General features: G+C 54.5%; 9 protein-coding genes. 4 read left to right on the top strand and 5 right to left on the bottom strand.

The annotated features are described in order from the left end of the window. Position 1: 1 nt before the first annotated feature. On the bottom strand, positions 2–1,084 hold the full coding sequence (bioB, locus tag ACYVG7_RS20515) for a biotin synthase BioB (protein WP_460884963.1): 1,083 nt from the start codon (positions 1,082–1,084) through the stop codon (positions 2–4). Between the two features lie 99 nt (positions 1,085–1,183). Here bioB and bioA point away from each other — a divergent pair, with 99 nt between their 5' ends. From bioA to asnS, 3 genes are all read left to right on the top strand, one after another. Beyond that, positions 1,184–2,476, top strand: coding sequence for an adenosylmethionine--8-amino-7-oxononanoate transaminase (bioA, locus tag ACYVG7_RS20510; protein ID WP_460884962.1), 1,293 nt, complete (start codon positions 1,184–1,186; stop codon positions 2,474–2,476). A gap of 116 nt (positions 2,477–2,592) precedes the next feature. After that, positions 2,593–3,327: a HAMP domain-containing protein gene (locus ACYVG7_RS20505; protein WP_460884961.1), complete on the top strand. Its 735-nt coding sequence runs from the start codon at positions 2,593–2,595 to the stop codon at positions 3,325–3,327. A gap of 118 nt (positions 3,328–3,445) precedes the next feature. Continuing rightward, positions 3,446–4,846 carry an asparagine--tRNA ligase gene (gene asnS / locus ACYVG7_RS20500; RefSeq protein ID WP_460884960.1) on the top strand — a complete coding sequence of 467 codons (1,401 nt, stop codon included), beginning with the start codon at positions 3,446–3,448 and terminating at the stop codon, positions 4,844–4,846. 119 nt (positions 4,847–4,965) lie between these two features. Here asnS and sucD read toward each other — a convergent pair whose 3' ends face one another. Genes sucD through sucA form a run of 4 tightly spaced genes read right to left on the bottom strand, consistent with a single transcriptional unit; the run spans position 4,966 to position 11,121 of the window. Beyond that, positions 4,966–5,838 (bottom strand): succinate--CoA ligase subunit alpha, encoded by an 873-nt coding sequence (gene sucD / locus ACYVG7_RS20495; protein WP_460884959.1) that lies wholly within the window; start codon positions 5,836–5,838, stop codon positions 4,966–4,968. Next, positions 5,835–7,004: an ADP-forming succinate--CoA ligase subunit beta gene (gene sucC / locus ACYVG7_RS20490; protein ID WP_460884958.1), complete on the bottom strand. Its 1,170-nt coding sequence runs from the start codon at positions 7,002–7,004 to the stop codon at positions 5,835–5,837. The genes sucD and sucC overlap by 4 nt, the downstream gene beginning before the upstream one ends. Positions 7,005–7,057: 53 nt before the next feature. After that, positions 7,058–8,263 carry a 2-oxoglutarate dehydrogenase complex dihydrolipoyllysine-residue succinyltransferase gene (gene odhB / locus ACYVG7_RS20485; RefSeq protein WP_460884957.1) on the bottom strand — a complete coding sequence of 402 codons (1,206 nt, stop codon included), beginning with the start codon at positions 8,261–8,263 and terminating at the stop codon, positions 7,058–7,060. 59 nt (positions 8,264–8,322) lie between these two features. After that, entirely contained in the window at positions 8,323–11,121 is a 2,799-nt protein-coding gene (sucA, locus tag ACYVG7_RS20480; protein ID WP_460884956.1) for a 2-oxoglutarate dehydrogenase E1 component, read from the bottom strand. Between the two features lie 622 nt (positions 11,122–11,743). Between sucA and gltA the strand changes: the two genes are divergently transcribed. Further along, on the top strand, positions 11,744–13,033 hold the full coding sequence (gene gltA / locus ACYVG7_RS20475) for a citrate synthase (protein ID WP_460884955.1): 1,290 nt from the start codon (positions 11,744–11,746) through the stop codon (positions 13,031–13,033). Positions 13,034–13,118: the final 85 nt, after the last annotated feature.

The following is a 13,118-nucleotide window of genomic DNA, read 5'->3' as shown; positions in this document are numbered from 1 at the left end:
CTCACGCCTCGGTTTTGGTGAGTTGTCGCACCACTCTGGGCTTGGAGGCATCGTAAAACAACTCCTGTTCATCCTGCTGTTCCAGTACCGCTTCACGGAGCTCTTGCTCCTGCATCAGATCCGGCTTCTGCACACGCTGTTCAGGACGGATCCCCAACCGGTTGAATAACTGCATATCCGCATTTTCATTGGGATTGGCCGTGGTCAGGAGCTTACAGCCATAGAAAATAGAGTTGGCACCCGCCATAAAACAAAGCGCCTGCATCTGATCATTCATTTTTTCCCGCCCAGCCGACAGTCGAACATGGGAGGCCGGCATCATGATCCGGGCTACGGCAATAATGCGCACGAAATCAAATGGATCGACCTCGGCTTCGTTTTCCAAAGGTGTACCCTTGACCTTCACCAGCATGTTGATCGGTACACTTTCCGGCTGTGGCGACAGGTTCGCCAGTTGTACCAGCAGACCGGCGCGATCGGTGGCACTTTCACCCATGCCGATAATCCCGCCCGAGCAGACCTTCATCCCTGCATCACGGACATGAGACAAGGTATCCAACCGATCCTGATAGCTACGGGTAGTAATGATATCGCCATAGAACTCAGGCGAGGTATCCAGGTTGTGGTTGTAATAATCCAGTCCGGCACCGGCCAGTTGACTGGCCTGCTCGGCGGTCAGCATGCCAAGGGTCATACAGGTTTCCATCCCCATATCCTTGACCTCCTGCACCATCCGCAACAGATAGGGCATATCCCGATCCCGCGGATTACGCCAAGCTGCGCCCATACAAAACCGTGACGACCCCGCCGACTTGGCTTCCCGAGCTCGCTCCAGCACCTTTTCCACTTCCAGCAGACGTTCCGATTCCAGTCCGGTCTGATAGCGAGCACTCTGCGGGCAATATTTACAGTCTTCCGGACAAGCCCCAGTCTTGATCGACAACAGGGTACTGACCTGAACCTCGTTCGGATTGAAGTGCTGACGATGAATAGACTGAGCCTGAAACAGCAAGTCGTTGAAGGGTAAGGCAAACAGGGTTTTGACCTGTTCCATGCTCCAGTTATGGCGGATTTCGGCTTCCATGACAGACTCTCAAAAATGGGATTAGACTTGGCTAGTCTATGGCGGGCCAGTATGCTGTCAACCAAAACATCAGCCAGCGCATTGACAAGCGACCATTAGATGAACAATAGAGATTTTGATCAGCAACACATCTGGCACCCCTACACTTCGTTAACCCACCCCTTACCCACCTATGAGGTAACCCGTGCCGATGGGGTTTACTTGCAGTTAGCCGATGGTCGTCGTTTGGTCGATGGCATGTCATCCTGGTGGGCCTGTGTACACGGTTATAATGTGCCGGAGTTGAATGCGGCAGCTGCAGGACAGTTACAACAGATGTCCCATGTCATGTTCGGGGGCATCCGCCATGAGCCAGCTACTCGTCTGTGCCGTACCTTGGTCGAACTGACGCCAGCAGGTCTGGATCGGGTATTTCTGGCCGACTCGGGCTCGGTGGCGGTCGAGGTGGCACTGAAAATGGCGCTGCAATATTGGCAGAGCCGCGGCCAGCCCCGTGCGCGCTTTATTGCCCTGCGACAGGGCTACCACGGGGATACTTTTGGTGCCATGAGTGTCACCGATCCGGATGGCAGCATGCATCGGCTGTATAAAGGATTCTTACCGGAACACCGATTTATCCCGGCCCCGCAAAGCCGATTCGATGGTGATTGGCAACCGGACGATATCCTGCCGCTACGGGATTTATTGCAGCGGGATCACCAGCAATTTGCTGCCGTGATCCTTGAACCCATAGTGCAAGGCGCAGGTGGCATGCGCTTCTATCACCCGGAATATCTACGTCAAGTCCGCAATCTGTGCGACGAATTCGATGTCCTGCTGATTGCCGACGAAATTGCCACCGGTTTTGGTCGCACCGGTAAACTATTTGCCTGCGAGTGGGCCGGGATCAGCCCGGACATCATGTGCCTGGGCAAAGCGTTGACTGGCGGTTATCTCACCCTGTCGGCCACACTCACCAGCGAGAAGATCATGCGCGGTATCTGCGACGGTGAGGCTGGTGTGCTGATGCATGGCCCGACGTTTATGGCCAACCCACTGGCCTGTGCCATCGCCAATGCCTCGATTGCGCTGCTACTCGACTCCGATTGGCAACAACGAGTCGAGACTATAGCCCGACAGCTGGCGACCGAGTTGGAGCAGTATCGTCACCATCCTGTGGTCAAGGATGTCCGGGTGCTGGGAGCCATTGGTGTCGTCGAGACCCGGACTCCGGTTGATATGGCCCGCTTGCAACGCTTGTTTGTCGACTCAGGAGTCTGGATCCGACCCTTTGGTCATTTGATCTATCTGATGCCCCCCTTCATTATTCAAGCCGAGCAGTTACAGCAACTCACCCGAGCAGTAGGCCAAGCGCTCGATCTGATGGCCGAAGATGAAACGATAAAGCCGTGATTCCAAAGCCCGTCATGGCGGCCCGACCAGAGTTGCCGCCACATCGGCAGGCAGCTCTGGTATAGTAGCCGCATCGTCGGCGGCGCAGGGCTGCCGACCCATGACAGGATCCCGCGATGCGCATCTCGATTGCAGGCAAGGTCTGTTTCGTCCTGCTGATCATCTTTTCATCGGTACTGATTGCCATCACCGCTTACCAAGCTCAACGAGAGCGCGAGTTGGTATTACAGGTGGCCCACAGTCAAGCCAAGCTACTGCTGCAATCCTATCTGGATGGCGCTGCTCTGATGCCGACGGCCGCCGCCCGCCAAGCGCTGGGAGAACGACTCACCCAGCATTCAGAGCTGGTTTCACTACAATTGTTACCCCATGACCCGGCCGGGGCTTCCTCCTCACCCGCCATGCCATCCCCCCATGGCTATCAGGTTGTGGAACGGGGCGCCGATACCCGCTTGGTGCTGATGCAATCACTGGGGCCGGGCTGGTTTACCGCGTGCCAGGAATGTAACCTCCAACACTCCGGGCCGCAGTTTATTCGCCTTGAATATTCATTGAATGCCGCATTCGATGACATCGAAACCCATCTGCTGACAACCGCCTTGTTACTCTGTCTGTTTTTTGGCGCGGGTCTGCTGCTGGCGCTTTATATCATCCGTCGGCAGATTGTAGGTCCCTTGCATCGCATTTCGCTGGCGATGGAGCGCGCCAGTGATCTCGGCGATCACAGCATCCGCCTGCCTGTAGAGCGCAATGATGAGCTAGGTCGTCTGAGTGAAAACTTCAATCAGCTGATGGAGAGCTTGGCCTCATCGCCGCAAAGTCCTCCGGCATCGGGCGTGTCCCGAAGCTAATCCAGCCAGAGCGACAGACCATCTTTTGCTTGAGTCCTGATTCGGCGCAGGTAAGATGATGCGATCAAAAAACCGGACCAGAAGCCCGGTACGACAATAAGTTGGAGAGATAAATCAGATGACCCATGCATCCGTAGATGATGTGCTCAAGGGCAAATTTGCCGTTGGCAGCAGCCTGACCGTGAAAGGCTGGATCCGTACCCGCCGAGATTCCAAAGCCGGGATCTCTTTTTTGGCCATTCATGATGGATCCTGTTTCCATCCGGTACAGGCCGTGGTACCCAACTCCCTGAGCAATTACGAGGATGATGTGCTGCGTCTGACCACTGGCTGCTCCGTGGAGGTCACAGGCGTCGTGGCCGCCTCGCTGGGAGCAGGTCAAGCATTCGAGCTTCAAGCCACCGCAGTGACCGTAGTCGGTTGGGTCGATGATCCGGATACCTATCCGATGGCCGCTAAACGCCACACCATCGAATATTTACGCGAACAGGCTCATTTACGTCCGCGCACCAACCTGATGGGGGCCGTGACTCGTGTCCGTAACTGCCTGGCTCAGGCCATACATCGCTTCTTCCATGAGCAAGGTTTTGTTTGGGTATCGACTCCGCTGATCACCGCCTCTGATTGCGAAGGCGCTGGCGAAATGTTCCGCGTCTCCACCCTGGATATGGAAAACCTGCCCCGCACCGATAAGGGTGGCGTCGACTACAGCCAGGATTTCTTTGGCAAAGAAGCTTTTCTGACGGTATCCGGTCAACTGAATGCGGAAACTTACGCCTGTGCCCTGTCCAAGGTCTATACCTTTGGCCCGACCTTCCGCGCGGAAAACTCCAACACTAGCCGTCATTTGGCCGAATTCTGGATGATCGAGCCCGAAGTGGCCTTCAATGACTTGGAAGCCAACGCCAAGCTGGCGGAGCAACTACTGAAGTATGTATTCCAGGCGGTGCTGAATGAACGCCGTGATGATCTGGATTTCTTTGCCCAGCATGTCGACAAGGAAGCCGTGAGCCGCCTGGAGCAATTCGTCAGCTCGGACTTCGCTCAGGTTGATTACACCGATGCCATCGAGATCCTGAAAAACTGCGGCAAGCAGTTCGACTTTGCCGTCGAGTGGGGTATCGATCTGCAATCCGAGCACGAACGTTATCTCGCCGAAGAGCACTTCAAGGCGCCGGTGGTTGTGAAGAACTATCCGAAGGATATCAAGGCGTTCTACATGCGCTTGAACGATGACGGAAAAACAGTAGCCGCGATGGACGTCCTGGCTCCCGGTATCGGTGAGATCATCGGTGGCTCGCAACGGGAAGAACGTCTGGATGTGCTGGATGCCCGTCTGGCCGAGATGGAGCTCAATAAAGAGGACTACTGGTGGTATCGGGATCTGCGCCGCTACGGCACGGTTCCTCATGCCGGCTTCGGTCTGGGTTTTGAACGTCTGGTGGTGTATGTGACCGGCATGGGTAACGTGCGCGACGTGATCCCCTTCCCGCGAACACCTCGTACCGCAGAGTTCTAATCTCTGTCTCAAGCATCCCAATACCACAAGCCAGCTCTCGAGCTGGCTTGTTTCTTTTCTGAGTGCTCAAAACGACAACGCCGCCCGAAGGCGGCGTTGCATCAGCGGTTGGCGACGCATTACCAGCCAGTGATCTCTTTGAGCGCGGCGCCGATATCGGCCAACGAGCGAACCGTCTTCACTCCCGCCGCCTCCAGGGCTGCAAACTTCTCGGCAGCCGTTCCCTTACCGCCAGCGATGATGGCGCCCGCATGGCCCATCCGTTTTCCTGCCGGCGCGGTAACACCCGCGATGTAGGAAACCACGGGTTTGGTGACATGGGCCTTGATAAAGGCCGCAGCCTCTTCCTCTGCCGTACCACCGATTTCACCGATCATCACAATCGCTTCCGTCTGCGGATCGTCCTGGAACTCACGCAGGATATCGATGAAATTGGAGCCCGGGATCGGATCGCCGCCAATCCCGACACAGGTGGACTGTCCAAACCCTGCATCCGTGGTTTGCTTCACCGCCTCATAGGTCAAGGTTCCAGAGCGCGAGACAATCCCCACCCGTCCCGGCAAATGGATATGCCCAGGCATGATGCCAATTTTGCACTCGCCCGGTGTAATTACGCCCGGACAGTTGGGGCCGATCATGCGCACACCGGTTTCTTCCAGCTTGCACTTCACCTGCAACATATCTAGCGTCGGAATGCCTTCGGTAATGCAGACAATCAGCTGAATACCAGCATCAATGGCTTCCAGGATCGCATCCTTACAGAAAGGAGCAGGAACATAGATCACCGATGCAGTGGCTTGAGTCGCCAGAACTGCATCCCGGACTGTGTTAAAAACCGGCAAGCCCAGATGGGTGCTGCCACCCTTGCCAGGAGAAACACCACCGACCATCTGAGTGCCATAGGCAATCGCCTGTTCGGAGTGAAAGGTACCCTGTGAGCCGGTAAATCCCTGACAGATGACCTTGGTATCTTTGTTGATCAAGACGCTCATGCCACGGCCTCCGCTGCCTTCACTACCTGCACCGCTGCGTCAGTCAGACTCTTGGCAGCAATAATATTCAACCCACTCTGCGCCAGACGCTCAGAGCCCAAATCGGCATTGTTACCTTCCAGACGAACCACGACCGGGATCTTGACGCCTACCTCTTCGACTGCACCAATGATGCCATCAGCAATCAAATCACAGCGCACGATACCACCGAAAATATTGACCAACACCGCCTTCACCTTGTCGTCAGACAAGATGATCTTGAAGGCTTCAGTCACGCGCTCTTTGGTCGCACCACCCCCCACATCCAGGAAGTTAGCCGGGAAGCCACCATGGTGTTTGATGATATCCATGGTGCCCATCGCCAGACCGGCACCATTCACCATGCAACCAATGTTGCCATCCAGCGCCACGTAATTCAGTTCCCACTGTGCGGCATGAGCTTCGCGCTCATCTTCCTGACTGACATCATGCATTTCACGCAGCTTGGGCTGACGATACAGGGCATTGGAGTCGATGTTGATCTTGCCATCCAAACACAGGAGATCACCACTGGCGGTGATCACCAGCGGATTGATTTCTAACAACGCCAGATCGTGGGCCACAAACATCTTACCCAGGCCCAAGAAGATGCTGGTGAATTGCTTGAGCTGTGCCGCATTCAGACCCAGTTTAAAGCCCAGTTCCCGCGCCTGATACGCTTGTGGTCCAGTCAGCGGATCCAGAATTGCCTTGTGGATTAGTTCCGGGGTTTCGTGGGCGACCTTTTCAATCTCCATGCCCCCTTCCGTTGACGCCATGAACACCACGCGACGTGAGGCACGATCCACCACGGCCCCCAGATACAACTCTTTGGCGATCTGGGTGCAGGTTTCAACCAGGATCTTGTTTACCGGCTGTCCTTTGGCATCGGTCTGGTAGGTCACCAGATTCTTGCCCAACCAATGCTCGGCAAATGCCCGAACCTCTTCTTTATTGGTCGCGACCTTGACCCCGCCAGCCTTGCCTCGGCCACCGGCATGGACCTGACATTTAACGACCCACTTATCCTGACCCAAGGCGGTTGCCGCATCGACGGCTTCTTGAGCACTCTCACAGGCCATGCCGGCAGGTACCGGCAGTCCAAATTCGGCAAATAGTTGTTTTGCCTGATATTCGTGCAAATTCATGACACTCAATCCCTGTTGTGAAATTCCGGCGCTCAAAGCGCCGGAGATGAATGTTAGATGTCCAGTAGCAGGCGGGTCGGGTCTTCCAATAACTCTTTGACTGTCACCAAAAATCCAACCGAGTCTCGTCCATCAATGATGCGGTGATCATAAGAAAGCGCCAGATACATCATGGGCAGTATCACGACCTGACCATCAACCGCCATGGGCCGATCCTGGATTTTATGCATTCCCAAGATGGCACTCTGTGGTGGATTGATGATAGGTGTTGACATCAGCGAGCCGAAAACACCGCCATTGGTGATGGTAAAATTACCACCGGAAAGGTCATCCACGGTCAACTTACCATCCCGAGCCTTATCCGCCAATGACTTAATCCCACGTTCAATATCAGCTAATGACATGCTGTCGCAATCACGCAAAACCGGAGTCACCAATCCACGCTCGGTGGAAACAGCAATGCTGATATCGAAATAGTTGTGGTACACGATGTCATTGCCATCAATCGAGGCATTCACGATGGGGTAACGCTTCAACGCTTCGGTCACAGCGCGTACATAGAAGGACATGAAGCCCAACTTGATGTCGTGGCGCTTTTCGAACCGCTCCTGATAGCCCTTCCGGATATCCATGATCGGTTTCATATTGACTTCATTAAAGGTGGTCAACATGGCGGTGGTGTTCTTGGCATCCAGCAAGCGCTCGGCAACCCGCTGGCGTAATCGGGTCATCGGCACCCGTTTTTCTTCACGCATACCAGTTTGAACATCAGCTGTCACGGGTGCAGATACAGAAGGTGGCGCCAGTGTCGTTGCTCCCGGTATGGGAGCAGACACCGCCTGCTGTACCAGATGGCGATTCACATCCTCGCGGCTGATTCTTCCCCCCTTGCCAGTGCCGACAATTAGCGCCGGATCCACTCCTTGCTCTGCCAGCAAACGGCGTACCGAAGGGGTCAGGATATCCGCATTCTTGGCTGAATCCTCCAGGGATCCTGCGGCCGGAGGTGCTGCGGTTGCAGCACCAGGCTGTAACTGTGCCAAAGGTTGGCGAGATGTCACGGTAGCTCCGCGTTCAAACAAGATGTGGGTCAACACACCATCTTCCGGTGCTGGAACCTCGAGCACGACCTTATCGGTCTCGATGTCGACCAGTAGTTCACCGGCTTTAACATATTCGCCGACATTCTTGTGCCAGTCGCCGACTGTGGCATCGGCAACCGATTCGGGTAGGTCAGGAACTCGGATCTCAACACTCATGCTACTTATCCTTGTCAATTTTGGGGCTGACGATATGGGGCTCTCGCGGGCTAAGCCGTTCAAATCAGCCCTAATGCCTCTTCTACCAAAGCTTTTTGTTGTTTCAAGTGCAATGAAATATAGCCCACCGCCGGAGAAGCCGATGCCGGTCGACCGGCATAACGGACTCTTGCCCCTGCGGGCAATGCCTCATTGAAATGGTGCTGACTGCAATACCAGGCCCCCTGATTCTGCGGCTCCTCCTGACACCAGACAAACTCTTTGACATGGGTATAGGGCGCCAGAATATCGGTCAGTTCGGCATGAGGGAACGGATAAAGTTGTTCGATCCGTACTAGGGCAACATGTTTAAGCTCGGCCTTACGCCGGGCATCAAGCAGGTCATAGTAAACCTTCCCTGAACACATCACGACCCGAGTCACAGCCTCAGGTTGGTGTTCATCCTGCTCGCCTATCACATTCTGGAAGCGGCCATGGGCCAATTCATCCAGAGTGGATACCGCCAACGGGTGACGCAGCAGTGATTTAGGGGTGAAGACAATGAGTGGGCGCCGCATTGGACGAACCATCTGCCGCCGCAACATATGGAACACCTGCGCCGGCGTCGTCGGCATACAGATTTGCATGTTGTGCTGCGCGCACAATTGCAGATAACGTTCCGGCCGAGCCGAGGAGTGTTCAGGGCCCTGGCCTTCATAACCATGGGGCAGGAACAGAGTCAGGCCGCACAAACGTCCCCATTTTTGCTCACCAGAAGAGACAAACTGATCGATTACCACCTGGGCACCATTGGCGAAATCACCAAATTGCGCTTCCCAAATCGTCAGACCAGCGGGCGCAGCAGTCGCATAACCGTATTCAAAAGCCAGTACCGCCTCTTCCGAGAGTACCGAATCAAACACCTCGAACGGTCCCTGATCCGCACTGATATGCATCAAGGGCGTATGGGTCGCCGCATCTCGTTGATTATGTAGCACAGCATGGCGATGGAAGAAGGTACCGCGACCAGAGTCCTGTCCCGTCAACCGGACACGGAATCCAGCCTTCACCAAGGTGGCGTAAGCCAAATTTTCAGCAAAGCCCCAATCCACCAGCTTTTCCCCACGGCTCATCAACAACCGGTCGTCATAAACTTTCTGTACCTGACGCTGTAACTCGTGGTCTTCCGGATAGCGACAGAGCAGCTCGCCCAAGGCACTCAGCTCCTCCCGGGCACACGACGAGTCATAGGCGATGTCCCAGTCATGACCCAAGTACTGGGTCCAGTTCTGATACTGCTGTCCCATCGGGCGCCATTCCGGAACCACACACTCACCTTTGTCGAGAGCCGCGCGATAATCGGTAACCAACTGCTCCACATCTGCATCGGTGAAAATACCGCTATAGGCCAGACGCTCCCCATAGAGCTGACGGGTGGTCGGATGTTGCTTGATTTTCTGATACATCAGCGGTTGCGTCGCAGTTGGCTCGTCGGCTTCGTTGTGGCCATTACGGCGGTAACACACCAGATCAATGACCACGTCCCGGTGGAAGGTATTGCGAAACTCCAGCGCCAGTTTGGTGACGAAGATGACCGCATCCGGATCGTCGCCATTCACATGTAAAATCGGCGCCTGCACCATCTTGGCTATATCGGTGCAATACAGGGTAGAACGGGTATCTTGCGGATTCGAGGTGGTGAATCCGATCTGGTTATTGATCACAATCCGTACGGTTCCACCCACGCCAAAAGCCCGGGTCTGGGACATGTTGAAGGTCTCAGCGACCACACCTTGCCCGGACATCGCCGAGTCACCATGGATCGTGATGGGTAATACCTTGAGTCCAGAGGGATCACCCAGGCGATCCAGGCGCGCTCGAACTGAACCGATGACCACCGGATTGACGATCTCCAGATGGGACGGGTTGAACGCCAGCGCCAGATGGACATTCCCACCTTCGGTCGCAAAATCTGACGAGAATCCCTGGTGATACTTCACATCGCCAGTGCCCCAGGACTCACCGTGTTTACCGGCAAACTCGTCAAACAGCTCCTGCGAGCGTTTACCCAATACGTTGATCAGCATATTCAGCCGTCCACGATGGGCCATACCGATCACCGCTTCCTGGGTTCCGACTTTGCCCGCTTCTCGCAACAAGGTCTTGATCATCGGGACCAGCATGTCCCCCCCCTCCAGGGAGAAACGCTTGGCGCCAGGGAACTTGGCTCCCAAGTAACGCTCCAGTCCCTCGGCCGCCGTCAGGTCACGCAGGATTTGTTGTCGTTCTTCACGGGAAAAATTAGGTTGCCCTTCGGCAGATTCCAGCCGGGACTGGATCCAGCGCTTCTCTTCGATGGAGTTCATATGCATGTACTCGGCACCTATGGTCGCGCAATAGGTCTTGTGCAAAGAAGAGAGCAGGTCCCGCAGGCTCATGGTGGGCAAGCCCCCCATGTAGGAGCCAACGTTAAAGCGGGTGTCCATGTCGCCATCGCTGAACTCGTAGTATTGAGGATCTAGCTCAATCACGGGTTCGCGTTGCCACAGGCCGAGCGGATCCAGATTGGCGATCTGGTGGGCACAACTGCGATAGGCATTGATGAGCTGCAATACCCGGATCTGACGGATATCCGTTTTTACCTCGACCATAGACTGGCGAGAATGGCCCGCCATCGCCAAGCGGCGAAAATAGTCACGCACCGGTGTATGGATCTGCTCGCTGGTACCCGCATTCAGGGCATGAAAACGAAGCTGCCATTCCTCGCTGACGGAGGACGGATTCTGCAAAAAAGATTCGTACAAATCTTCAATGTAACTTGCATTCGCTCCCGCCAGGTGGGAGGACTCAATCCAGGCGGTCATTTGGCCGTTTTGCATGCTGTTCCCTTAATTCAGATACTGCCTTGCAGCTTCACTTGGGTAATTTTCTCAACGGGTAGCAACTAGCCCCATGATGAGAGGAATAACCACAAAGGAGACGGTAAGAAGCCGGAACGGACCGATCAGGGTAAATTTTTATTATTGGCTCATGCCGTACTGCTGGCAAACCGCAGATAATCCAGAAAACCTGTTTGATTATCAATAGTTACCTCAGTCATACCACAATACATTTACTATAATGCAGCAACAGGAACCACTAAAAAAAACTGATTGCAAACGCTGTCATCTGGCCTTAAATGCCATTTGCACCATCATCCGCCCGATTCACGGTATAAAACCGTTATTTCACAAAAAGAGCTTCATCGCCATATACCTTGTCATCGAGTATATCCACCCACCCAGTTTCATTACAAACCAACAACATTCATGAAACATCAATTATCCAAGCCAGATCTCAGTCTATGATGAGTTATTAACCAGACGGGGTCAGTTAAATTGACAAGGCCCCCTCATCTGATACAAATACTCCACATCTGGGCCCTGTCTTTTTGCATCTGGTGATGCACGAAGGTTTTTAAGGACAAGGGCTCGCTGCAATTTTAAGCAAAGGAGACGTGCTATGGCTGACAAGATAGCCACCCTACATATTCCGGGCCGAGACCCCATCGAGCTGCCAATTTTGGTCGGCACCGAAGGCCCCGAAGTTATCGATGTGCGCGCTCTGGGCGCCCATGGCTATTTCACCTACGACCCGGGATTTCTCTCGACCGCCTCCTGCGAATCCAAGATCACCTATATCGATGGTGACAATGGCATTCTGTTGCATCGTGGCTACCCGATTGCCGATTTGGCATTGCATGCCGATTACTTGCAGGTCTGTTATCTACTGCTTTCCGGTGAATTACCCAACCAGGAGCAGTATCAGCAATTCTGTGCTCATGTGACTCGCCATACCATGGTCCATGAGCAGATGACCTCGTTGTTCAAGGCATTCCGCCGCGACTCTCACCCCATGGCCGTTATGTGTGGTGTCGCCGGTGCGCTGTCAGCCTTCTATCACGACTCACTGGATATCAATAACCCTAAGCACCGCGAAATCGCAGCTTTCCGTTTGATATCCAAGATGCCAACTCTGGCGGCTATGTCATTCAAATACTCGATTGGCCAACCGTTCATGTACCCACGCAACGACCTCAGTTACGCGGGTAACTTCTTGCATATGATGTTCTCGGTACCCTGCGAAGAGTACAAGGTCAATCCGGTGATCGAACGGGCCATGGATCGGATCTTTATCCTGCATGCCGATCATGAACAGAACGCCTCTACCTCCAGTGTGCGTCTGGCTGGCTCTTCCGGTGCCAATCCATTCGCCTGTATCGCGGCGGGGATTGCCTCCTTGTGGGGACCGGCACATGGTGGCGCCAACGAAGCTTGCTTGAAGATGTTGCAAGAAATTGGCTCTGTTGAGCGCATCCCGCACTTTGTCACCCGAGCCAAGGATAAGAATGATCCATTCCGTTTGATGGGCTTCGGTCACCGGGTATACAAAAACTACGATCCACGAGCCACCGTCATGCGGGATACCTGCCATGAGGTATTGCGTGAATTGAATGTCACCGATCACCCCTTGCTGGACGTCGCCATGGAGCTGGAGCGGATTGCCCTTTCCGACCCCTATTTCGTCGATAAGAAGCTCTATCCAAACGTCGACTTTTACTCCGGCATTATTCTCAATGCCATCGGTATTCCCACCTCGATGTTTACCGTTATCTTCGCCCTGGCGCGGACCATTGGCTGGATCTCGCACTGGATGGAAATGCAGTCTGACCCGGCCAGCAAAATCGGCCGCCCACGCCAGTTGTACACTGGGGCACCAACACGGCATGTGGGTCCGATCAGCGAGCGCTAACCGACCTGAAGAGCGCTGACAGCACTTCGAAAAGACAACGATAAGGGCAGTCCATGACTGCCCTTCTTATTAGTGCTGGCTTCAA

It is taken from the genome of Pseudaeromonas pectinilytica (genome assembly GCF_054780855.1).
This window is presented reverse-complemented; position numbering and strand designations above follow the sequence as displayed.